This is a genomic window from Shimazuella sp. NTD247 (genome assembly GCF_059510415.1).
In genome coordinates, this window is sequence record NZ_JCAJZU010000009.1 from 1 (window position 1) to 24,691 (window position 24,691).

Annotated in this window: 22 protein-coding genes and 1 pseudogene; 6 read left to right on the forward strand and 17 right to left on the reverse strand. The window is 36.4% G+C overall.

The window, feature by feature from the left end:
* Window positions 1-41: 41 nt before the first annotated feature.
* Window positions 42-536, forward strand: coding sequence for an SRPBCC family protein (locus AC5WOC_RS19015; RefSeq protein WP_496056999.1), 495 nt, complete (start codon window positions 42-44; stop codon window positions 534-536).
* Window positions 537-683: 147 nt separating this feature from the next.
* Here the strand turns inward: AC5WOC_RS19015 and AC5WOC_RS19020 are convergent, their stop codons facing one another.
* Both AC5WOC_RS19020 and AC5WOC_RS19025 read right to left on the reverse strand, forming a co-directional pair.
* Window positions 684-1,646, reverse strand: a complete 963-nt coding sequence (locus AC5WOC_RS19020) for an aldo/keto reductase (RefSeq protein WP_496057129.1) — start codon at window positions 1,644-1,646, stop codon at window positions 684-686.
* A gap of 225 nt (window positions 1,647-1,871) precedes the next feature.
* Window positions 1,872-2,753 (reverse strand): AraC family transcriptional regulator, encoded by an 882-nt coding sequence (locus AC5WOC_RS19025; protein WP_496057000.1) that lies wholly within the window; start codon window positions 2,751-2,753, stop codon window positions 1,872-1,874.
* A gap of 151 nt (window positions 2,754-2,904) precedes the next feature.
* Between AC5WOC_RS19025 and AC5WOC_RS19030 the strand changes: the two genes are divergently transcribed.
* Together AC5WOC_RS19030 and AC5WOC_RS19035 are read left to right on the forward strand one after the other, a co-directional pair.
* The gene (locus AC5WOC_RS19030) at window positions 2,905-3,756 is read left to right on the forward strand and encodes an oxidoreductase (RefSeq protein ID WP_496057001.1); all 852 of its coding nucleotides are present in this window, start codon (window positions 2,905-2,907) and stop codon (window positions 3,754-3,756) included.
* A 619-nt stretch (window positions 3,757-4,375) separates the two neighbouring features.
* Entirely contained in the window at window positions 4,376-5,347 is a 972-nt protein-coding gene (locus AC5WOC_RS19035) for an aldo/keto reductase (protein WP_496057002.1), read from the forward strand.
* Between the two features lie 282 nt (window positions 5,348-5,629).
* Here AC5WOC_RS19035 and AC5WOC_RS19040 read toward each other — a convergent pair whose 3' ends face one another.
* Window positions 5,630-6,406: an SDR family NAD(P)-dependent oxidoreductase gene (locus AC5WOC_RS19040; protein ID WP_496057130.1), complete on the reverse strand. Its 777-nt coding sequence runs from the start codon at window positions 6,404-6,406 to the stop codon at window positions 5,630-5,632.
* Between the two features lie 5 nt (window positions 6,407-6,411).
* Window positions 6,412-6,846, reverse strand: a complete 435-nt coding sequence (locus AC5WOC_RS19045) for a GNAT family N-acetyltransferase (protein ID WP_496057003.1) — start codon at window positions 6,844-6,846, stop codon at window positions 6,412-6,414.
* Between the two features lie 188 nt (window positions 6,847-7,034).
* Here AC5WOC_RS19045 and AC5WOC_RS19050 point away from each other — a divergent pair.
* Window positions 7,035-7,205 (forward strand): annotated as a pseudogene (locus AC5WOC_RS19050) (Tn3 family transposase); the annotation flags it as partial.
* A 177-nt stretch (window positions 7,206-7,382) separates the two neighbouring features.
* On the opposite strand, the gene AC5WOC_RS19055 reads toward AC5WOC_RS19050, so the two are convergent.
* The 13 genes from AC5WOC_RS19055 to AC5WOC_RS19115 form a co-directional block, all read right to left on the reverse strand.
* The gene (locus AC5WOC_RS19055) at window positions 7,383-7,679 is read right to left on the reverse strand and encodes a YciI family protein (protein WP_496057004.1); all 297 of its coding nucleotides are present in this window, start codon (window positions 7,677-7,679) and stop codon (window positions 7,383-7,385) included.
* 37 nt (window positions 7,680-7,716) lie between these two features.
* Complete coding sequence (locus tag AC5WOC_RS19060; RefSeq protein WP_496057005.1) at window positions 7,717-8,508, reverse strand: IclR family transcriptional regulator; 792 nt, start codon at window positions 8,506-8,508, stop codon at window positions 7,717-7,719.
* A gap of 1,313 nt (window positions 8,509-9,821) precedes the next feature.
* The gene (locus AC5WOC_RS19065) at window positions 9,822-11,024 is read right to left on the reverse strand and encodes an MFS transporter (protein WP_496057006.1); all 1,203 of its coding nucleotides are present in this window, start codon (window positions 11,022-11,024) and stop codon (window positions 9,822-9,824) included.
* A 264-nt stretch (window positions 11,025-11,288) separates the two neighbouring features.
* A complete protein-coding gene (locus AC5WOC_RS19070; protein WP_496057007.1) occupies window positions 11,289-11,870 on the reverse strand; it encodes a TetR/AcrR family transcriptional regulator in 582 nt (193 codons plus the stop codon).
* Window positions 11,871-12,928: 1,058 nt separating this feature from the next.
* Window positions 12,929-13,558 (reverse strand): LysE family translocator, encoded by a 630-nt coding sequence (locus AC5WOC_RS19075; protein ID WP_496057008.1) that lies wholly within the window; start codon window positions 13,556-13,558, stop codon window positions 12,929-12,931.
* Window positions 13,559-13,638: 80 nt separating this feature from the next.
* Window positions 13,639-14,061 carry a DUF2000 domain-containing protein gene (locus AC5WOC_RS19080; RefSeq protein WP_496057009.1) on the reverse strand — a complete coding sequence of 141 codons (423 nt, stop codon included), beginning with the start codon at window positions 14,059-14,061 and terminating at the stop codon, window positions 13,639-13,641.
* A complete protein-coding gene (locus tag AC5WOC_RS19085; RefSeq protein WP_496057131.1) occupies window positions 14,061-14,888 on the reverse strand; it encodes an AraC family ligand binding domain-containing protein in 828 nt (275 codons plus the stop codon). Before AC5WOC_RS19085 ends, AC5WOC_RS19080 begins: the two co-directional genes overlap by 1 nt.
* 401 nt (window positions 14,889-15,289) lie before the next feature.
* Entirely contained in the window at window positions 15,290-15,997 is a 708-nt protein-coding gene (locus tag AC5WOC_RS19090; protein ID WP_496057010.1) for an alpha/beta fold hydrolase, read from the reverse strand.
* 61 nt (window positions 15,998-16,058) lie between these two features.
* Window positions 16,059-17,573 carry an MDR family MFS transporter gene (locus tag AC5WOC_RS19095; protein WP_496057011.1) on the reverse strand — a complete coding sequence of 505 codons (1,515 nt, stop codon included), beginning with the start codon at window positions 17,571-17,573 and terminating at the stop codon, window positions 16,059-16,061.
* A gap of 133 nt (window positions 17,574-17,706) precedes the next feature.
* Window positions 17,707-18,132 (reverse strand): MarR family winged helix-turn-helix transcriptional regulator, encoded by a 426-nt coding sequence (locus AC5WOC_RS19100; RefSeq protein ID WP_496057012.1) that lies wholly within the window; start codon window positions 18,130-18,132, stop codon window positions 17,707-17,709.
* A 763-nt stretch (window positions 18,133-18,895) separates the two neighbouring features.
* The gene (locus AC5WOC_RS19105) at window positions 18,896-20,164 is read right to left on the reverse strand and encodes an MFS transporter (protein WP_496057013.1); all 1,269 of its coding nucleotides are present in this window, start codon (window positions 20,162-20,164) and stop codon (window positions 18,896-18,898) included.
* A 39-nt stretch (window positions 20,165-20,203) separates the two neighbouring features.
* Window positions 20,204-20,803 (reverse strand): DJ-1/PfpI family protein, encoded by a 600-nt coding sequence (locus AC5WOC_RS19110; RefSeq protein ID WP_496057132.1) that lies wholly within the window; start codon window positions 20,801-20,803, stop codon window positions 20,204-20,206.
* A 157-nt stretch (window positions 20,804-20,960) separates the two neighbouring features.
* Window positions 20,961-22,433, reverse strand: coding sequence for a multicopper oxidase family protein (locus tag AC5WOC_RS19115; protein WP_496057014.1), 1,473 nt, complete (start codon window positions 22,431-22,433; stop codon window positions 20,961-20,963).
* 150 nt (window positions 22,434-22,583) lie between these two features.
* Here AC5WOC_RS19115 and AC5WOC_RS19120 point away from each other — a divergent pair, with 150 nt between their 5' ends.
* Entirely contained in the window at window positions 22,584-23,270 is a 687-nt protein-coding gene (locus AC5WOC_RS19120; RefSeq protein ID WP_496057015.1) for a response regulator transcription factor, read from the forward strand.
* Window positions 23,267-24,595 carry a HAMP domain-containing sensor histidine kinase gene (locus tag AC5WOC_RS19125; RefSeq protein ID WP_496057016.1) on the forward strand — a complete coding sequence of 443 codons (1,329 nt, stop codon included), beginning with the start codon at window positions 23,267-23,269 and terminating at the stop codon, window positions 24,593-24,595. Before AC5WOC_RS19120 ends, AC5WOC_RS19125 begins: the two co-directional genes overlap by 4 nt.
* Window positions 24,596-24,691: the final 96 nt, after the last annotated feature.

Below are 24,691 nucleotides of genomic sequence, written 5' to 3' on the forward strand. Positions count from 1 at the left end.
ACAAGACTATAAGAGATAGTACCAAGAAAGGAGAACTTGAAATGTCTAAACATAACGAGTTAGTCACTACTCACACTATCAATACACCACGGGAACTTGTATTTAAGGCGTTTACCGAGATTGAACATCTAAAGCACTGGTGGGGTCCGGGTTACAAGATGAATGTCATCAAGTTCGATCTCCGTCCTGGAGGTGTATTTCACTACAGCAAACGGTCGCCTGGAGGTCGAGAATTGCGGAATAAATTTGTTTATCGCGAAATTGTAGATCCCGAAAAACTCGTCTATACAAATTCCTTTTGCGACGAAGAAGGAAATACCATTCGGGCCCCTTTTGGCCCAACATGGCCCTTGGAAATCCTAAATACATTTATATTTACCAAGAATAATGGCAAAACGATCCTCACCATGAGCGCTGTTCCTCTAGCGGCTTCAGATGAGGAGTTCCAAACCTTTGAAGCAGCACACGATATGGTTAAGATGGGGTTTGAAGGTCTCTTACACCTGCTCGATAACTATCTAACTGAATATGTTTGAACCAAACAATAAAAAAGCTAATATTAAAAACGCCTCCTCTTAACTTAGGAAGGCGATTCTCCTTTTTTTAGCAAATAAAAAAACCCTAAATCACTGCATATTTTTATTACTATCTTCTTAGAGATCTGGATGGTCATTTGCTTTTCACTAGTTTTTTAATTTTAACACTTCAAGCGAAACTGAATTAATCATATCCAACTCTTCAGGTTTTAAAGTAATGCTCATCGCCTTAACGTTTTCCTCAGCATGATGAACCTTTGATGCTCCAGGAATAGCAAATACAGTTTCACCATTTGCATGAATCAACCAATTTAATGCAATCTGTGTGGGAGATGCATCATATTTTTGTGCAAAATTTTCAAGAATATCTATAAGGGCTTTTGACTTTTTCAAACCTGATGGACGAAATGATGATGCCCATTTACGCGGACCAGTAAGTGACTTCACAAGCGCAGGATTTTTATGAAATTTCCCACTTAAAATACCTTGCTCAAGTGGAGACCAAGCAATAATTGCAATACCTAGCTCTTTTGCTGTATCCAAAACACCATTTTTTTCTATTCTTCGATCCAATAGGCTGTATTTTACTTGATTCGATACTAGTCGCAACCCGTTTTCCTTCAATACACGGTCTGCTTCGCGCATATTTTTTGCTGAAAAGTTACTCACTCCTACATTTCTGATTTTTCCTTGTTTTACCAATTTTGCCATCTCTCTCATTTGACTTGCAACGGAAGATAAAGAATAAGGCTGATGAATCTGATGAAGATGTATAGTTCGGTGATCAAGCATTTGCATCCGCTCTTCTATTGTGTTAGAAATGCTGCTGGCAGTACGAAAAACAGGCCACCATTTCGTTGCAATGTGTGCTTTATCCGCTAAACTTCCAACTTCTTTCAAAGCTTTTGCAAGCATTTGTTCTGATTGCCCTTTACCGTATACTTCTGCAGTATCGAACCAATTAATACCTCCCTGTAAACTTATCCGAACGATTTGAGACACATCTTCCTGATGAAGTACAGGCCAAAACTTTCCTACTATCCCATTCCCATTACTAAATTGCCAACAGCCCAGACCGAGTGGGGAGAGTTCTAGATCCGAATTTCCCATCTTTCGCAACTTGTATGATGTTACCTGTTCAACCACAAATATCACCCTTCTCTGTTTGTAGCTATCGTCAAGGTCGAATGCCTATTGCATTTGTATAGATATTCAAACTATATCGATGAATATTTCTTATAGTTTAACGAGCTTTTAAGACATTTGTTACTTGCATTATGTTTCACCGGCTTTGTTCCAAATTTCCAGCTTTCTTCTAAGTTACTTTTGTTTCATTTATGCCTTCTTTAACGCTGATGGTGGGTAACCAAATCGATTTTTAAACACTTTTGAAAAATGTGCCACATTCTCAAAGCCAATCGTAAAACAAATATCTGTAACGGATAAATTCGAATGAGTCAGCAGTTCTTCTGCTTTATCCAAACGACGTTTGCGTATCCATTGCAGAGGAGACGTATTGTAGATGGCTTGAAACTCTCTTTTAAAAGAAGATAAACTTCTTCCAGATAAGTATGCAAGATCACTTATTGATACAGGGTTCATAAAGTTTTCTTCCACAACTTCGGCAATATCTCTCCTCTCTTTCTGTTTAAGCTGTAAAAACTGAAGCAGAAACTGTTCATCTGCATCCGCTACATCAAATAACAATTCCAGCAACTTCAATTTTATTAACCCATCATTAATTTTCTCAGGTTCTTTGAAGTAAGGATTGAGAGAATGCAAATAACTGACAAGTCGATCATTTACCTGATGAACGGACACTGGAACAAGCAGTGCCGGATATGTCAATTTATAATCTGCCATCTTCAGAAATTCACGGAGCACATCTTCTTTCAGAAAAAACATCATGTAATCCAATTTATGTCCGGCATCTGGATCTCCTGATTTTTCATATTCAACAGCAATTGATTTTTGTAAAAGTAACATTTCATTTTTACGAACGGTATACTCCTGATTTCCAAACCTTACTATATACATTCCTTCGAGTACGAAGAGTAGGAGATGATCCTCTAAAAACATTGTCCCTTTTGTTCCTTGAGTATGTGTACACGCTTCAATCACAGACAATCCATTCAATTTTAAAATATCTTGGTTATTTGGAGAATTGCTCAGAGCTTGAGGAGCCTTCACAATCACACTATTTCTTACATCCATCATCCATTCTCCCAACTTGTTTGAAACTATGCAAATGAACGAAATGAACAAAAGTATCGAGCTTTATAGCAAAGTAAAGGATGTAGAGCTAAAGTAAACTTACTTCATCAGCAAAAAACAATCAAGTTGGAACAAGAAAGGAAAGAGATAGAAAATGACAAAACAAAAGGTTTGGTTCGTAACAGGAGCATCAAGAGGTTTTGGATTGGAAATTGTAAAAGAAGCACTGGCATCTGGCGATAAAGTTGTTGCGACGGTGCGAAAGTCACCCGAATTATTGACAAGTAAACTTGGTAATCCAGATAACCTTAGTGTGGTCGTACTTGATGTCACCAATAAACAACAAGCTCACAAGGCAGCAGGACAAGCAATCGAACGTTTTGGCAGAATTGATGTACTTGTCAATAATGCAGGATTCGGCATACTTACTGCGGTAGAAGAAGCGACAGACAAAGAGGTAAGGGGAAATTTTGAAGTTAATGTATTCGGGTTGTTAAATGTGACTCGTGCAGTTCTTCCTTATATGAGAAAAGAACGTTCCGGACATGTGATCAATATCTCCTCAGTAGGCGGACTAACAGGGATCGTCGGATGGGGGATATACGGCTCTACTAAATTCGCTGTTGAAGGTTTAACGGAAGCAATGGCAAAAGAATTGGCTCCACTTGGTATCCATGCCACTACTGTAGAGCCTGGCTTCTTCCGTACGGAATTCCTTGATGTAACATCCCTGACTCGCACCAGCAATGTAATCGATGATTACGCGGAAACCGTGGGGGAAATGAGAAGTTACGCAACAGAAGTTAACAAAAAACAGCCCGGTGATCCTGTCAAGTTGGCCAAAGCAATCGTCCTCATCGCAAATGCGGAGAAACCACCTGTGCATTTGCCAATGGGAAAAGACTCTCTTAATTTCTTCAAAGAAAAAATGGAACTTTTCGATAAAGATATCGAGACATGGTATGACATAATAGCAGGTACAGACCATGATGATGTAACTTCTTGACACTCCACATGGCTGAAGCCATGGGATTCTTGGGACGGTAGCCTTCTGACTACTTCATTACCAAGCTAACTCCGTGAGCCCCACGGTTGAACAGAATTTTTGTTGCTATGTTATAGCAAAGACTTACTGCTTGGTTTTCGCATTTCAGTCTAGCCATTTTTCGGTACGCATAGCATTTTACGTGCAAAACGATTGATTTGCACAACCCTATATACTATCCACTTTTCAAAGAGCAACTATCGATAGTTTAACAACAGAATGTATGTTTGTAAAGTGTTTTTTGAAAAATTTGTCAAATTCGCGAGAGGTAGAAACCTCCCTCGTCTACAAAGTGAGACTTGCCACTTTAGTGGATTGACGAAACCTGCGTTCCCGTTGTAGTGATGCCCTCTAACATCCCACGATTCACACCGTGGGTTTTCTCACTCGCAAGACTATAAGTTTTCGCTTAAAGACCACAACATTTACTAACCAATGTAAATACCGTTTAGGAGTAAACATAATGTCTCTAATCATAAAGTTAATTTGTACCGTCAGCCTTGACGATTTGCATATTTGCATTTGAGACATGAATGTATTTACTCCTATTTAAATCAATAAAAATCTGGAGGATTTTATAATGAAGAAACGAATGTTAGGTGAATTGGAAGTATCCGCTATTGGTCTGGGTTGTATGGGAATGTCAAGCTTTTATGGAGAAAGAAACGATAAAGAATCAATCAAAACCATTCATCAAGCACTTGAACTTGGAGTCAATTTCCTTGATACAGCGGATATGTATGGTGTTGGTCATAATGAAGAATTGATCCGAAAAGCACTGGCTGATCGAATTCGTGATGAAGTCGTCATCTCCACTAAATTCGGGTTTGTGATGAGTTCAGAGGGAGAAGTTCTGGGTATCAATGGGCATCCTCAATATGTAAAAGAAGCTGTCGAAGCTAGTTTGCGACGTCTAGGTCTCGATGTCATCGACTTATATTTCCTGCATCGCGTCGATCCAAACATACCTATTGAAGAAACAGTGGGTGCTATGGCAGAATTAGTGAAAGAAGGGAAAATTAGAAATATTGGACTTTCAGAAGTATCTGTTAATAGTATTCGTCGTGCGTATGCAGTACATCCAATTACTTCAGTACAAACGGAGTACTCCCTATGGACACGTGATGTAGAAAAAGAAATTCTACCTCTTTGCAAAGAATTGGGAATCGGCTTTATGCCCTACAGCCCTTTAGGGAGAGGGATGTTAACAGGTCGATTAAATAAACTTGACGAATTAGCCGAGGATGATTATCGGCTAAGCAATCCTCGTTTTACGGCAGAGAACTTTCAACAAAATCTCCAATTGCTTCAAGTGCTAAACAATATGGCTCAACAAAAAAGATGCCAGCCTTCCCAACTCGCTCTAGCTTGGCTTTTAGCACAAGACGAACATATCGTCCCTATCCCAGGTACAAAACAAAGAAAGTATTTAATCGAAAATGCTGAATCTGTTGAAGTTCAACTTACGCCAGAAGATTTAGCTGCGATCAATGATGCTTTTCCCATCGGATTTGCAAGAGGAGAAAGATACGAAGAAGACCCTTCGGTTTAAATCAACCACTCCTTTTCGATTTGTAAATAAGCTCATTAAAAAAATTCATTTTAGCTTTCTTTCATTTAAATTCGTCCGGTGTCCATCGGACGTTTTCATTTAGTCCATTTTCCCTCACCTTGAAGAGAAACAAAAATAAAACGGTTACAACAAATGAAAAAATCGCCATCCACAAACGGAGGCGATTTCGCTTTTGCTGAATATATCGGTGATAATTCAGAGAACAAACATCTCACGGAGTCTGCTCTTACCTGACATCCCTAGTTGAAAGTACAATACTGTTTACTCAGCAGGTACAATGTGAGGATGTCCAGCTAGAAATCCTCCATCGACTGGCAAGGCCACTCCTGTAATAAACGAAGCAGCGGATGAAGCTAAAAAGCACACTGCTTCTGCGACTTCCTCAGGCTTCCCGAACCTTCCTTGGGGAGTCTTTTTTAGAAGGTTGTTTCTATATTCCTGTAGTTTCATCACGTTTTCCGATAGTGAAGTTTGGATATATCCCGGACTAACCGCATTCACTCGAATATTATGTTTTGCCCACTCGACGGCAAGAATCTTTGTGTACTGGAGCAACGCCCCTTTTGACGCAGCATAAGCTCCTTGGTAAGGTGCCGTTATATGAGACATCATCGATGTAATATTGACTATGGAACCATCTCCATGCAGGATCATTCGCCTTCCCACCTCTTGGCACATTCTGTATGTTCCTGTTAAGTTAATATTTAGAATGGTCTCCCATTTATCTTCGGGATAGTCTTCAGCAGGGAAGCGCGAGTTAATACCAGCGCAGTTAACCAATACATGTATCCGATTGTACTTCGAATATAATTTCTCGACGAATTCGGAACAACTTACACGTTCGCCAACATCCAGTGCATATCCTTCCGCGCGACCGCCGTTCTCTCGAATATGCGCTACTGTATTGTCAACTTCTGAAATTGTGCGGCTCCCGATCACTACTTCGGCTCCGTAAATTGCGAATTTTTCTGCAATAGATCGTCCAATACCACGTGAACCGCCGGTTACAACTACAACTTGATCTTTAAGCCCCTTTATCTAAATCACCCCATTAATGTTTTCTTGAAATATGTAGCGGATTCATGATACCCAATAGCGCTGTAAAAATTCCTGGCTCTTCTAGTAGCAAGTGCAACCAGTTTTGAACCACGCTCAACTGCTTTTTCTTCTATTAGTACCATAAGTTTCTTCCCAATTTTCATTCCCCTATATTCGCCTAAAACAAATAATTCTTCCACCCAACTTACTAGACCATTGGCGTAAAAAGTTGAGTGATGAAATGCTAATACATATCCTATTATTTTTGATTCTTTCTCTGCAATAAATAAATCAGCATTTTCGTTGCTCAAAACCCCTTTGAAAACTGTAGAAAAATCCCTTTCATTTATTTGAAAACTTGTCGCAAGTTTTGCTGCTAATAAAAACAAATTCTCTTCATCTTCAAGAAGTGCTTTTCTGAAATTAATATTAATACTCATCTCAACCACCTTAAACAACTTATTTAAATATCAGCAGGAATCACTTTAATATGGGGAAAATAATCATATATAAAAATATTTCCATAATAGTTATCAACCTGCTGTATATATAGGTTTATATTTTATTATCAAACAAACTGTAAAGTCAGAAATACAGATGAAATAAGGAAAATAATCAATCGCCTATGGACACACCCGGAATCAATGAGGTGAATTTTGCTATTCTCCACTTTTTTGGTTATCCATTTGCATCCCGTTACAAGGATTTTCATGATAAAGTTAGTTCCTCATTTTATGGATTCAAGCATCCCATCCAATATGGAAATATGTTAATCAAATCTGTTAGAAAGATCAATACGAAGCACAGATATCCAGCCAGTATAATTCGCTGAATATTTTCTCATTCTTCAATAATGAGCTCTACATCTCTGCTGCTTTTAATAAGTTGAAGTTATTTTGGATTGGTGTTTTGGTTCTAAGATAGATAACATAGTTTTACATAAACAGTAGTTTTTCATTTATATTCAACATCGTACTCATCTTTTTTGATCTATAAAACTGGAAAAATGTTGATCAAATCGAGTAGGAGTAAATTGGAATGTTTCATAAGTAGCTACGCCATTTTGATAGAAAGGGTCCTGCTTTTTAATATCTTCAAGTTCATTTTCAGATGAAACATTGGCTAATATAATCCCGCCTATCCTTTGATATCGTGGTCCAGAAAAGATAAACTTATTTGCTTTATATTGAACATCCAAAAACTCATTATGTTCAGAAAGTAAAGCATCAATTTCTTCTAGTGGTTTCACATAGGTTAATAAGATCATATACATGTATAGATTCCTCTCTGACTATAGTAGTATTTCATTTCTATTTCTTGTGGAGTTCATCTATTTTTTTTGTGATTTTATCTGCATAAAGACGTAGCTTGTTTCCCAAAGTTTCGGTGTTAAATTCGTTTACAGAAGCTACAGGGTAAAAACAGCTGATTACAAGTATAAGATTTTTGTTTTCATCAAAAATGGGAGCAGCTATAGCGGCAATGCCAGAAAGATTTTCTTCAGAACTCACTGCATAGCCCTTTTTCCGAATTTGATTCAATTGTTCCTTATACTGTTCCTCTGTTTGAATATAACCATTGGTATAGTGAGGCAATGATTGTTCTTTCAAAATGTCATTCAGAATATTTTTGACTCGATCATTTGGTTGATAAGCCATATAACATTTGCCAATTGCTCCTGAAATGAGTGGAAATTCATCTCCGATGGATACTGTAATACGAATTTGTTGTTTCGTTTCTTCTTTCGCAACATAAGTGAGATTACTAGGAGAAGCTCGTTTTGCTAAGACGGTAGTCATCTGAAAATCATCAGCAATCATCGACATGAAGTGTTGTGCAATTTCGAAGTACTTTTGTTGCAGACTAGCTCTTTCTCCAATAATAGCTAAGGTAGAGCCAAGTCGATATCTCTTCGAAGTTGGATGGTAACTCAGCATTTCATTTGCATGAAGCGTTTTAAGAATTCGTAAGCATGTGCTTGTATTAATCCCAACAGCAGATGCTATTTCAGTTAAAGTACTATCTTGGTATTCATATTTAGCAAGTAGCTTTAACACGTCAATTGCTGCTTGCAAAGATGGAATAGTATAGTTTCTATTCAATTTATTATTCCACTTCCTTAACGTCCGCCTGATACGGTATGGATTTCCCCTGTTATATAAGATACATAATCAGAAGCTAAAAATACCGCTAAGGGGCAGTATTTTCAGGCTTTCTAATTCCTAATCCAGTATCTGTAACGAAATCTGTTTTTCCGCTTAAAAAACTCACAAACACCCTACCAATATTTCATATATGAAATTCGAATTTTATATATGGAATTATTATAATCCTTATAAATTCAATAGTAAAGATCCTGTTCATTAATGCATGTTAGAAGTCATTTCATAAAGTATAAATATGAGAAGCGATGAATCAAAATAAGATATTAAAAATAGATAAATATCTACTAAACTAAAAAGTATGAATTGACATGAATTAACCGATCATCAGTGGAAAAAGAGACGAGAATACCTTCTAAAACCTTGGAACAGAAGAGGACTATCGAAAGCAGACAGAAGATCAACGGTGAACGGAGTCATCTATACCCTAAAATAGGGTATAGATGACTTGTTGAAAAAACATCATCATTAAGTAAAGCTTGAAATTTGGGATCGGATCTGGAGTTTTTTTATTAAGGGACCTGCAGAGTGGAGGAATTCTGGAATTGGAGTGTGTACATTTAGATGGAAGCTATGTTCCAGCCAAAAGAGGAGGATCAAAAGTCGGGAAAACCAAGATGGGAAAAATTCTCAAGTTTTGAGTCTCGTAGAAAATAAAAAGGGCTACTCTTAATTAGTGGAAGATACAATCCCTTACGAGGTCCACTTTGCCAAGAAAATCGTAGAAAAGATTCGCACCCACAAAAACGGGGAGCATTCTAAAAATATATAAATAATTACCGAACAAAAGACAATAGATCAAACTAACATAAATAAATCACCTTCTTATCACATACAAGAAGGCGATCTCTCTTTACAGCCTTTTTTTCACTTGAAAGAAGTTTTTTAAAGCATCATACTCTTGGCTTTTTTCTCGAATTACTAAATACCGGTAAGCTTTCATAAGAGTGTTGTGGTGATTGTATTGATATAATTGTGCAGGCACAATTCATAAAGAGACATGCTCTTGTATTGCATTTATTACACCTATCATCAAAAAGATAAAACAAAAAAGAACGAACTCCACACAACTACATATTAAGTCATATCACAAGTATTAATAATAGGACTATTACCTCCCCTGTTTAATGAGTATAACTAGACAACTTTTTAATAGAAAATTCCCTGTATTCCTCTTATTGAACAAATTATAGTTCACAGTTCATTTACTGGTTCTAGGATACCAAATTAATTTTCTTCAACTGGATGCAAGTTTACTTGCTTACTATTTTTCCTATTTTACGTCTAACTAATAATGTTAGAAATAACACTAATAGTGTCAGTAGTGCAATAATAACTGACAAAAGAAAAACTGCATGCTCAAATCCTATCAACGTGGTAGCTAAACCACCGCAATAGGCACTAGCTCCCTGAAGCAAGTAAGAGAAGAGGAACACAGAAGACAGTAGTTTCGCTCGATCTTGGGCAGGTGCGTGTTGAGAGGCTAATCCAATCCCCCCAGCTGCAGCAAATCCATATGCAATGCCCCCAGTAATGTCAGATAAGACAAATGCTACAAATGAATGACTAGATGATGAAACGACCAGCAATCCGACTGTCACAATAACAGCAAGAGCTCCTGCAAGAATCGAGGTTATTGGAGTTAATCGACTTGCAAGAAGGGCACTAATAGAGGCGATAAGATACGAAATGGATAGTACAATCCCAATTGTTAGAATGTCATTCGTTCCAACAACGTCTCGAGCAATTTGCGCCCCAAGAGAAAGAAAGATACCTCCTTCCGCAAACCCTGTTCCCACTGCCAATGCAGCGACAATGTACACAGCTAACAGCGCTCTAGGCACCTTCAGACCTTGCGGTTTCCAAGATGTGTGGTTTCTAACATACAGCACATTTTTCCCAGGGAGAAATGAACTTAGTACAGCTGTAATAATAATAAGTCCGACGAGAACCCAATAACTCAAATACAAAGGGAGGGGTGCAAATTTGATGAGAGAAGCACCAATAATCGTCGACATGAATAAACCTACAGACTGAGCTATTGTATTGACCGATCCAGGCAACTTCTGGTTCGATGTAGGGTTGAAGTCAACCAAAGCTGCCGCTCCAGATCCAGATGTCAGTCCTACACCAATTCCTTGAAATACACGCCCCATAAACAACCAAATCATACTGGGAGCTAAGGCGAATAGTAGCGCTCCTATAAACAAAAAACCAAGTCCGATTAATAACGTACTTCGACGTCCTATATAATCAGAAATATTCCCGAATAGAATCAAAACCAGTACCAGTACAACTGGGTAAGTAGCATATATTCCCGTTGTGACTGCTTTAGATAAATGCCAGGAAGACGCGTAAACAGGAAATACAATCGAAGGTGCTGCACTGGACCATAAACTGATCGAAATCACCCAAGCCACAATCCAGAATGCCGTTTTTGATGAAACAGTTTGCATGAGGTTTTTCTCCTCCCCAATCTCTATTACTTGTTTGCAGGAACAAAGCGACTATTTCCAACACAATCTAACCTTGATCAATAATTTGTTAAATGTGATTCCAAATCACTTTTTCAAAGCAGACAAGAGTTTAAACTAAACCATGATAAAATGTTTAAATCACCGGTCACTGCATATAATAAAACTTGGTAAATATTTAAATTCAGATGATGTTTTTCTTCTTAGTTGAATGATCGTTCTAAAATAATTAAAAAAATAATCCCGTCACATCGGAGGGTCTAGAATTTTTAAATTTATGTCAACAATATTATCAAAACGTTCCCTGTCTTGTGATGTCTTGACAAGCACTCGAAGTCCTATCATCGTATTCATTAAGAATTGGGATAGCATCATGGGTTCCCATTGAGCTGATATTTCTCCGGTACGTTGCCCCTCCTGGATCAACTCATATAAAATTCGTTCTGTTTTTTCCAAATAGTCTTGTGATTTACTCCGTACTTCCTCGTCATGCAATGAAAGTTCAACCATCGAATTTATCATTAAACAACCTTGTTGACGAAATTTATCCTCATCTAGAACCATACAAAACAAATTTTTAATGATTTTTTTTACCGATAGGTCATCGATCATCCATTTCATTTTAGATTGTATCATCTGCAGATAACGGTCAACGACAGTTAAGTATAAGGTACGCTTGTCTCCAAATGTATCATATATACTTTTACGATGTATTCCCATGTGGTCAACAAGGTCTTGAACCGATGTTTTCTCGTAGCCTTGATACCAAAATAGCTCCATAGCTCGAAGTAAAACGGCATCTGTATCAAACTGCTTATTTCGACTCAATTTATCACCCCTCGTAGGTTAAATTCATTTATAGACAAGGCTTAAAACGTGATCTAGCATAAAAATTGAGTATTACTCTTTATTTAGAATGATCATTCTAAATAAAACTATATTTCAGTTGTAACGGTTTGTCAACGATAGCTACTTGAAAATAAATTAAGTGGAAGATCAATATATATTGAGATTGTTGCAAAAATAGATTTGAACACTGGATAAAGCCGCTTGATGTGTACACCAAAAACACAAGTCTCACTAGAAAAATCGTGCTGTGTTTTTCGGTAGTTACAGTCGTTGCAAGGGGATGAACCTCAAGAACAGCGGTGGCATCCAAGGTCAATTCAGCATCGAGCGAGTCGACAGCCCTGAGGCTGGGAACTGAACTTCGGTGAGGCCCGCCCTATCACCACTGCTACCCTAAGGGGGAACACCCGACCGATCACTGGGTACCCAAAGTACCAACAGTGATCGGTCGTCGCTTTTACGGAGATTACATCGTATTATGAAATTTTACATAATATTAAATACATAGTGGAAAGATTTATTAGCTTTTCCCAACAAGAATAAGTATCAATCAACCATCCCACTGTTGTCTGTTACAGTTTGATTCACGTTCTTTTTATCAGACAAATATAAAAGAAAATATACATCATTACATCTATATTCCTATTCTAGGGACAGAAACAGAAAAAAACTTGAATAAAATAAAGCGTTCCCTCCTATAAATATGCATACTAACTTTTTAAGACTATTTCTTTACTCTGCAATTCCTTCTGTTTTTAGCTAATCATATATAAATAACAACAAAACGCCCTTCTCCAAATAGAGAAAGGCGTTTTCTTTTATACCACTTCTTTCACTTAAAAAAAATACTTTAAAGCATGATAAACTTGGTTCTTTTCTCAGATGACATGATGCATAAATTTTGGGTCTGCCAGATGGTGATAAGCTGTCATCAAAGTGGAATGACGATTTGTATTGATATAGATGTCCGGGATATATCCAAGGGTTAACTATCCATACGACTGAGTGTTGAGACTCGATAAAAACAACTTTGAAATCTATATTGAAGTTTTTATTCCAAAGCCTATTAACATTACCCCAATAGATTTTTGAAATACTTTTTGAAATTTAGGTTTTTTTAACCACTTTTTCACCTGATCTAAAAGATAAATCAAGATTAAAAACCATCCTACTGCTATTATAATAAGAATTAATCCCAATCCAATCAGTTGGTGATTTACATTTTCATTTAGATCAATAAATTGAGGGATAAAAGTTATATAGACCAAAACAGTTTTAGGATTAAGAATATTACTGATTGCTCCTTGAAAATAGGATTCTCTACAATGCTGTGATGACTTGTCATTTGAACGCTGACGTTCAGTTTGAACAGCGTCTAATGAAAATGTATTTTTAGAAAAAAATACCCGAATACCCAAATAAAACAAGTACGCAGCTCCCAAATATTTGATTACATTGAAAAGAATTACTGACTGGGCTACGACAACTGACAAACCAAGAACAGCAATAATAGTCCAGCAAGTTAGACCTGTCGCTATCCCAAGTATCGTATAGCATCCAGCTTTTGCTCCATGGTTAAGTGTATTTTTCATAATAAGTACTGTATCTGTACCAGGTAACATAGACATCATAAGGGCCATGAAAATATATGCAAGCAAATTATCCATTCTATTCTTCCTCTTTTATAACCAGTTATAAGTCATCCTTTCTTATGAAAAAACGCGAATTACTATAATCTGGTTCTTGTCTACCTGAGCAAAGACAAACCTCCTGTTAATCGATTTACTTTTTTCTTATTCCCATAGATTCCTATCCCAAAGTAACGATAATCTTTTTTGGATATTTTCTGCAGTTTCGCTGTGTATTCTTCGTACGTTTTACAGCTTTGTGCGGTATCTGAAAAATCTACGACAATGAGATCAGCAAACTCTTCTGTTGTGGTCTTATCTCTTAGTTCATGAAGAAGGTTAGTACTCCCTTTTAAAATTGGAACTGGTGTTTTTACAATTCCCAAATGTTCGATGCCTGAACCGTCTGCTACACTGCTACCTACTATTTCGGGAGCATATTTTCCAACAGTTATACCCAAGATTGCTGCTGTATTAGCAATCAAGCCTAAAGGTAAATTCTCATCGACGACAACCACGCATTTTGTTTCAAGACCACTCACTATGATTCTCCTTCACTTTCAAAAATTCTCATATATTGTTTTGGCGTTAAACCAACCAGTCTTTTGAAGAATTTGGTCAAGTGACTTTGATCACTAAAACCTGTTAAAAAACCTACTTCGATCGGCTTTACACCTTGTTCCAAAAGTTTTTTTGCATGATTTACTCGAATGGTTTCTAGGTAACTGTATGGAGAGATACCCTTTTGTTTTGTAAATGATCTTAGCAAATGAAACTTGCTCCATCCTGTTAAGTTACTCAAATGATTAAGTGTAATCGTTTTTGTATAATTTTCCTCCAAATAGTTACATACTGTTTTGATTTCGTTAGATGTTTCTGGAAACGGTGAAAGAATTGTAAGGTCAGAATGCATCTGAATGAGCTCTTCCAATAAGTATAAAAATAACTCTTCCTTCTTAAGTCCACTCTCACCCTGCGAAATTTTTAAATGCAGTTCTCTTAGATTAAAAACAATCTCGCTACGATATAAAACGTTTTTCTTGAAACATGGAAGGTTTTCATCACCATTGATTTCCAATATTGCTTTTTTCATAACTTCTGGTCTCACATTGATGCAGCGATAATCTAACGTTTTGCCGTCTATCTGTTCGCAACTGTGAGTATCATAAGGGTTGAACAATAATAAATCTCCAGAATTAATAATATATTCTTCACCTTTACAAACCAAATAACGCTTCCCTTTCTCAATAAAACCGATTACATAATATTCATGAAAGTGGGCAGGAAACTTTTGCATGATCCCCTTAAATCGATAGGCCTCGATGTTTAAATCAGAATCAAGATAAACTGTTCGGATCTCATTTAACATCCAGCCATCCTCCTGTACTGTAATAACATTTCTAAAAATACCATTTACTATAAAACTTTTCTTGTATGATATTGCGCTTTTTGAGGTAGTGTTTAGTCGTTCAAAAATATAAAAAAATACTAAAAATTTATATTTACCATTTTCATTGGTGCTCCTAAAAAGTATGATCATTTTACCCACTTCTTTACTTGAAAGAAATGCTTAAACACATGGTACACTCAGCTCTTTTTTCGGATTACAAAATGCATACAAAATGATGGAGTCGCTTGTGAAATCAAAAAAACTGCCACTTTTGAGCATAACGAATCGAAAAACAATATGAACTTCGTGTAGGCGCTTTTTCCAAGTTAACAAAAAAGGATTAATTGAAGAAATTCATTCCTATTGGGATTCAGATTCTTTTACTCAGCAATTGAAATTTTTTCTGCTATCTCAACAGGATTGGTGAACATAATTTCGTGGCCACCCGTATAAGATACGAATCGATGAAGACCAAGATATTTTCTGTTAAATTGATAAAATTGATAATTTATCACAGCATCTTCTGTTCCATGTAAATAAGTGCGGGGAATATCCAAAGAATAATACTTTTTTAAATCTATTTTCTCAGATAAATAAGAAAAAGGATTTGGTACTAGTTGTTTGTAAGCTTGTTGAGCCGTTTCTATATCCGTATCATTCATAAAAACATCTCGCCAAATATTAAAAGGAATAAGAACGTCCTTTTCGATCGAAGATGTACCAAAAAGAAAAGACAAATCTGTATCTTTATCAAAAAAAGGCTTTTGATCTTCTACAAAGCATGCACCCATAAAAATTAAGCGTTTGATTCGATTTGGTACTTGTTGAGCTACGAACTGAATCGTGGTTCCACCTAAACTATGTCCTAGTAAAATAATTTCATTTAAATCTTTTTTTACTATTAGATCGACTATTGGTTGGGCTACTTGTTGGAAAGTTATATTTTTATTCTCATCCAGTTCACTGGGTTCATTTCCTCCTGAAGTGGGTGTATATACCTGATGTCCTTTATCCTCCAAGAGTGGAACGACTTTATTCCAACAAGATCCGGTGTGACATAATCCATGAACCAATACAAATGTTGCCATAATATGGCTCCTTTCTTAAAACTAACTTTTCTAAGATCATAAATAAACTAGTATCTTGTATTTACTTTTTATCAACTGAAATTAATCGAGATTTCCCAAATAGAAAACTTGCAATGAGACCAATACAAACAAAAATGAGCTCTACCAAAAATACATAATGCAAAGCTTCACTAAACACTTGTTGAAGGTCATGTATCACAGTGCCAGATAAAGAAGCTCGGATTTGAGGTTCTAAAAGTATCTTCGGATCAACGATTTTTTTCAATTGGCTGATTGGGAGAGATGTCCACTTTTTACTTAATTCTGCTACTTGAGTCGACATGTAATATGTCATAAGACTACCTAAAATACTCACTCCTATGGATCCTCCAATAGATCGAAATAAATGAATAGAAGAAGTAGCAACTCCACGATTTTGATGCTCTACTGATCTAGCTATTGCCGTACTAATAGTAGGAGGAACTGCCCCCAACCCTAAACCGATCAAAAAAAGACAGGTGATTATTTGAATCATCGTTGTACTTATCGATATTTGACTTAGAAACAAGAAGCCTAATGCCATAAGTCCAAAGCTGGGAATAAGTATCATGCGGTAAGGAAACTTTTGTAACAATCGTCCGACAATAGAAGTTGAAACAACAACTGCTAACATCATAGGCATTAACAAATATCCTGCAGCGGAAGGACTAACACCAATTACAGCCTGCGCAAATAACGGGATAAAAGTAAGTGGACCATACATTCCAATACTCATAAAAAATATCGCGATGTTGCCAAAAGTGACCGAACGATTTTTAAAGAGAGAAAGAGGAATGATAGGTTCCTTTACTTTTGTTTCTATCCAAATGAATACTGCTAGCAGAAAAATGCCGATAAGCAGCAACCCAGATACTAATAGAGAGCTCCAGCTATATTGTTGACTGCTTCCTAACTCAATCCCGAGTAAGAGAGAAATAATTGCACTGCATAAAGAGATAGCACCTAACCAATCGATAGAAGGTCTTTTTTTCCTCTCTCCTTCATGGAGATGGATGAGTACCAGCAAACTAGCAACTAGTCCTATTGGAATGTTCACATAAAAAATCCAAGACCAATGCCAATTCTCCACAATAAATCCACCAATAGTAGGACCTAAGATACTAGATATTGCGAAAGTACTGCCAAATAAACCTTGCGTTTTCGCTAATCTTTCAGGTGGAAATACATCTCCAATGATTGTAAAGGATATAGGCATAATTGCCCCTGCTCCTAAACCCTGTAGACCACGAAAAATAATTAATTGAAGCATACTGTCGGAAAGCCCGCATAGAAAAGAACCTAGCAAAAAAAGAAAAAGACCAATTACATACATTTTTTTTCGTCCAAATAAATCTGCCATCTTCCCATACAAGGGAATCGTGAGAGTGGAGGTCAACAAGTAACTGGCAAACACCCAGCTGTAAAGAGAAAGTCCCCCTAACTCTTTCGCAACAGTCGGCATAGCTGTTGATACGATTGTGACATCAAGAGAAGACAAGATTAATCCAAGCATTAAAGCGGTTGTTATCCAACCTAAATGTGTTTTTTTCTTTTCCATGTTTAGACCTCTTTCAAATGATTTACTCACTTCCTAAGATAGTCAATTAATTGACTATATAGCAATAAAAATAAATTCAAATCCAATGTTTAACTGAAGTGAATTTATTTTATTGTGTGGAGATGGTGTATATTTATTGAATTCGCTTAATTAGTTTTTGCAATAGTTGGGAAAAATTTTGCAACTCATCTTCGGAAAAGATATCTGAAATTTTGGTATCGATTTCTTTGCGCATATATTCTAATTGCTTTAGTTTCTCTTTGCCTTTTTGCGTTAGTTCTACAAAAACATAACGTTTATCATTTGGATCTTGATACGTTTGACATAATCCAGACAATTTCATGCGTTCAATTATTTTTGTAATATTTTGCTTTGTCACCGATGTATGTTTCGTAAGATATCCTAAATTAGTCTTTTTTTGTTCCGCGATTGTACTTAATATCAACCATTGTTGTACACTTGGTAAATCACACTTAACAGCTAATTTACTCCCCCATCTTGAAAGTAAGTTAGATGCTTTAAATGTATCCTGGATGATATCAATATTCTTCGTTTCCACCACCATAACCACCTTCATCATATAGTCAACTGGTTTACAGTTAACCATATGAATAAATAATTGTCAACATTCCATTTTCTACAGTATATTAATGTCTCTATGAGAACCAGAAAAAATCGCCTCCTCAAATCCATAAGAGAAGACGACTTCCTTTTATACCATTTTTTGCTCTTGAAAAAAGTGTTTCTAAGCATGGTACACTTAGCTCTTTTCTCGGATTACTTGGCACTCCACACGACTACAGCCGTGGGATTCTTGGGACGATAGCTTTATGACTAATTCATTACCAAGCTAACCCCGTGTGCCCCACGGTTTAAATCGTGGGTTTTCTCGCTCGAATTACATAATGCATAAATTTGGGGTCAACTAAATCACGATAAGCTGTCATCAAAGTCGAATGCCTATTGGTATAGATTTACAGGCTCTATCTGCAATAATTTATCTTAATTTGATCTACTACGAATTTAATTCAAGGATTTCATTTACCTGTGCATCCTAGTAGTTCTCTACTTCATCAAGACTGCACATGTGAATGACATACTAAATCCAAGAGAATCCTTCAGGGTGTAGATCGCCGCTGGAAAGTTGATTTTTTATTTACACCACTTCTTTTTTCTAGAAAGAAATACTTTTATATTTTTCCACTTCTTATACCAGTTGGTTGAATCTTGATCCACACAAACTCCACTCCTATCTGTCTTCATTCGGAAAGACGGAAACAAACCAAAAAGTTCATTCCTAAAAGTTCTTGTATATGCAAGCATCACATTTCAACATATTTTTCCGCTTTCTTTAAGACACTACGTTTCTTTTCAATAGGTAGTCGGAGTAAAGGGACAACAAAGAGCAAGGCAATCATAAATAAAAGTAATGTAATTCCATAAATACCAAACAAGGAGATTTGCTCTTTTAACCAGCCAGCTATAAAACTAGCTATCACCATAGATGCAGTATACGTCGGAACGAGAAGACCATTGACCCTTCCGAAATAATCAGTTTCCGTTTTTTGTAAAATGATCGTATTGAGTCCAATTTGAATACTAGGCATCATAAGCCCACAAATAAACTGGACCATTAAGGTCAACCACAACTGTGTAGATAAAACGGATATCATACAACTAATCGCATTCACAATAATCCCTGCAAAAATTAACTGTTGGGGGATAACTTTTTTTGTGAGCATCATAATGAGAAGACCGCCCAGAATAGTTCCTGCTCCATTAGCTGTCAGTAGCCATTGCAAATATTCGTTACCTAATTTCAATCGTTCTGAAACCAAAAACACACTTAATGGCTGAACGAGCCCAAAACCTAAATAGGTGACAACAAAACATCCAGTTAACATCATAAGCACCTTTTTTGACCATACATAACAGAAACCTTTTTTCATCTCCAGAAAAATCGGGGCTTTTTCACCTTCTTGTTCTACTTTCTGATCCGATGGAAGAAGAAATTGAATGAAGGCGGATAATACATACATCACGCCCATTAAGGCAATCGCTATGTTCACACCAAACTGTTGGAAGACAAATGTACCCAATATTGGACCAGCCAAGATAAATATGGAAAAAGCGGTTTGATAGAGGGAGATCCCTGCTTGCATTTGATCTTCTGATAAATATTTCTTAAAAAGCTTTAATCCCGCAGGCTGTGAAAACTGCATCAAAGCCGCATACGCTAGAGGAAGTAAGTAAACTGCCTTCCATGAAACAAAAATCACTCCGATGAGAAGCGTAAACACAAATACAGCGTTTAAAGAATCACATAAGATCATCTTTCGTTTTGGTGATAACCGATCTGCAAATGTACCGCCTATAAAGGAAAAGAGCACAACAGGTGCAAATTCTGCAACGGTCAACATCGAAATTGCAACGGGGTCGTTGTTTGTCTTTGCCATGACAAACATCATAACCGCATAAAATCGAATCCAAATGCCCGTTTGCCCACTTAATGTCGCAACAAGAATAACCCATACCACTCGATGATGAAGTAGTGCTGATAATTTAAATTTAGTAAGGTTCTGATTAGACATGGAAATCTCCTTTATTGCGTTATTTTGGGAATTCAAACTCTATAAAATAACGTCATATTCCATAAGCTTTGCAGTTGTTTTTGCCACTTCGACTCCCAATAAACGCTTTACCATATGCAAAGACATATTGATACCTGCTGAGACTCCAGCTGCAGTAAGGATGTTTCCTTCATCCACAAATTTCACATTCTGAACAACAGTAGTTTCTGGAAATCGACTTTCTAATTCTTTTATGCTGGCCCAATGCGTTGTTGCTCGCTTCTCAGCTAGTAAGCCTGCTTGAGCTAATAGAAAAACTCCTGTACAAACGGATGCCATAATCTGAACATCTTTCATTCTTTTTTTGATCCATTCGATAACTGTTTTATTTTCAAACTCTTTTAGAGTTCCAGGTCCACCTGGAATAATGATAATGTCAAAAGGTGGAGCAGACTGAAGACTATAATCCGGTTGAATTTTCAAACCATTTCTTGCTAAAACGGTTTGTCCTTTTTGAGAAAAAGTAGTAACGTAAAAAGGTTTTACTCCCTTACTTTGTTGATTGAATTCGGTGACAGAAAAAACTTCAAATGGACCTGCAAAATCTAGCACTTCTACATCTTCGAATATAAATATTCCAACATTTAATATATTCATAATCCATTATCCTCTCTTAATTTATTAAACAAAAATCAGTCTAAACTTCAAAAAGTTATATTGCATGATCCAAAAGAGCTATCTTATTTGTTTTTAATAGATAGATGGAGCTTCTAAACATAATCTGGAAATCAGGCATTTTATCGGCGAAATTGTATGATTAATTATCAGGGAGATTTCCCGTTTTTTTCCCAACCATATATGGAGTGGTTACCCCTTCATAATTCACCATCATGCTCATCCCATGTGCAGCATGCCATAGATTATGACAATGTTCCATCCATAATCCTGGATTGTCTGCTTTAAAGGCAATATCATAGGATTCTCCACCATTTATTAAGAGTGTATCTAAATAGACCGGGCTCCCAGTTAGCGGTTTTCCATTTCTAGTAAGAACTTTGAATTTGTGACCATGTAAGTGCATGGGGTGTTCCCCAATCATGAAGTTTTGGAAGTGAATTTTTACAAGATCACCTTGTTTCACGACAATAGGTGGAATTTCATCAAAAACTTTACCATTAATCTCAAATTTTACACTGGGACTCCCATCTAAAAAGCCTACTCCGAAACCAAGTTTTAAATTGTAAGTTCGATCGAATTTAGACTGCATTGAGATTCCATCTGCTTTTGGGGAACCATAATGACTGAAATCGAAAATAGGTAAGTTACTCAAATTACGCTTGACTTCTTCCTTCATTCCAAATGAAATATGATAACTTTGTTTCAACGTTTCATCGTCTTCTGCACTTACCACTTGAACATTTCCTTGCTTAGGTATTTGAAATAGAATATCGTACCGTTGCCCTCCACCTATCTTTAAAAGCTGATTGCTGATCCATGTAGGTTCATTTAAATCATTGCCATCCAAGGAAACTACTTTAAATCGTGCTCCTACTACTGTCAGTAAATGCGAATTATTAGTTGCATTTACGATTCGCAACCGCACTTTCTCACCAGATTTAGTATTATAAAGAATTCCTTTTGTTTTTTGATTTAGCATCGCAATATCATCTATGGATTGAAGCGTAACAGCATAATCCTTGTCATATGCAAATGTTTTCTTTTTTGGTTCCACTATCAGTCGACCATATAAACCTTTACTTGTTTGAGTGGAGCTTAGTTGGTGTGAATGGTACCAGAAGGTACCAGGCTCTTTTACAATAAAGTTATAAGTGAACTCTTGGCCAGGTTTAACATAATCTTGAGTCACACCCGCAACACCGTCTTGTGAGCAAGGAAGGATAACCCCATGCCAGTGGATCGTTACTCCTTCAGTAATATTCTTATTTTTTAATTTCACAAGGATTCGATCCCCTTCTTGGACCCTTAGTTCAGGGCCGGGACTACCTCCATTAAATGTAAAAGCATCGATAGCTTGACCATTGTCTAGTTTAAGACGGGTATTTTCTGCAGTTAATGTGAATTTTTTTATAGGTACTTTTGTGTCTTTCTCTTTTAAATCAGTACAGGAAATACCTTTTCCGTTCATTGTCTGATGATTCATATTCATTCCGTCCATATTCCCCATATTCATCGCGTCAGGAAATCGGGATTGATACATGGAAATGAAAAATAAAACAACTAAAATAACCAAAGAAGATGAAATAATAGTCCATTTTCTTGCTATATTCATCTGATTCACCTCTTGCTAAAGATTTGCTGCTTCTAATTTAGCTAGAGAATGTCCAGAACTTATGAAGAACTTCTCCTTATTTGTTGGAATGTCTTTTTACAATGAATTTTCATTTATAATAAAAACAAAATCGGACAAGGACGATGTACATTGAAAAATACACTTTTACTAGTAGATGACGAGGTCAAAGTACTAGAAGTAATGGGAAATTATTTACGGCAAGAGGGATATCAGATCTTCACCGCTTCCACTGGAAAAGGTGCATTACAACTTGCAACTGAAAAAAACCCTGCTCTCATCGTTTTAGATTGGATGCTGCCAGAAATGAGCGGAATTGATGTATGCCGTGAACTACGAAAACAGGGTTCCTTTGGAATTATCATGGTAACAGCGAAAAAGGATGAAATGGATAAAATAATTGGATTAGAAGTAGGAGCTGATGATTATATCACCAAGCCATTTAGCTTAAGAGAACTAGAGGCAAGAATTCGTTCTGTTCTAAGAAGAATTTATGGAGATAAAGAAGAGGAAATCGTTTATCAACGAGGAGACCTAACGATTCATGAATCGAAATGCAAGGTATATAAAGGAAAGCAAGAGATTACTCTCACACCAACAGAGTTTAAAATTTTGACTACCTTGGCTGCAAAACCAGGAATTGTATACAGTCGTTTACAACTGCTTGAACTAACTATGGACGATGATTTTATTAACTATGAACGCACAATTGATTCCCATATAAGTAATTTACGAAAAAAATTAGAGGATAACTCAGCAAAACCTCTTTATATCCGTACGATATACGGATTTGGCTATTGTTTTGGAGATCATCTATGAAAGTATATACTAAGCTTTTGCTCGCTATGTCGCTGCTTATTATCGTAATGGAAGTAGTTTTCGGTTCTATCGTCCATTTATATATCAGCAGCCTAGAACATCAAAACAAAATCGAAAATCAAGCTCAACTTAACGATTTAAAGAAATATTTTTATCATTACTACCAAGAAAATCATCTTTCTTGGTCAGAAGTTAACAAATTAGCTGATCCATTTGCTAATTTAAGTAAAACGCAGACAGAAGGAATTGTTCTTCTTTCACCATCTGGTAAAGTTCTTTATCATTCAGGAAATAGAGAATCTAAAGAAGTAATGGAAGATGGATTGACTCAAACGATATATGATGGTGAAAAGAGAATTGGAGACTTATACTTTCTTAACCAAAAAATATTTCAACTCCAAGAATTTGAACGTGAATTTTTACAAACATTTCTATATGTCATGTCGAGGGGTATATTTATTAGTGTTGGAATCACTTTGTTATTTGGCCTTTACTTTGCAAAAAAGTTGACCACCCCTCTCCAACAAATAATGGTTGGAATTGACAAAATAAAAAAAGGCAATCTGGAGTTCCAGCTTCCCGTCACAAGTCGTGATGAATATGCTCAAGTTACCGAGGCTCTCAATCAAATGGCTCACGCATTACTTTGGGCAGAAAAAATTAGAAAACAGCTTGTCGCAGATGTCTCACATGAATTGCGTACTCCACTTACGATTCTTAAAGGTCAATTGGAAACGATTCAACAAAACAGGGAGCCAATCTCCCCTTTTCAATTGCTTCCGATTCAGGATGAGATAATTCGATTATCAAAACTGGTAGATGATTTAGATCAACTAACTTTAGCTGATGCTGGTAAGCTGATTCTAGAAAAAAAGCCAACTGATGTAATCAGCTTATTGCAGAATATTATAAGAAAACTTGCTTTTGAATTAAAAGAAAAGAAGATTTCAGTTCATATCCTAAATGCAGATCAGGAAATCATCTTAAATATGGACCCTCAGCGAATGACCCAAGTATTTTTTAATATATTGATTAATTCAATTAACTATACAAATGAAAATGGGAAGATAAGTATTCAGATTGAAAAAAATTCAGCTGAAACGATCATATCAATTTCTGATACAGGAATGGGAATTCCAAAAGAACAGATCCCATTTCTCTTCGATCGATTTTATCGAGTAGACCAAGCAAGGTCCCGTCATACGGGAGGAATGGGGCTTGGGTTAGCAATAACCAAAGAATTTGTTGAAGCTCACAATGGAAGAATAACAGTAGAAAGTACGCTTGGAAAGGGAAGCGAGTTTAGGATATACCTTCCTTCTTGATTCCAGAACAAAATGATATATATTTTCTTCATCATTAAGAAATCATTTAAATAAATAAACAAAAAGAAGGATATCTATTCTAAAAACATCCAACAA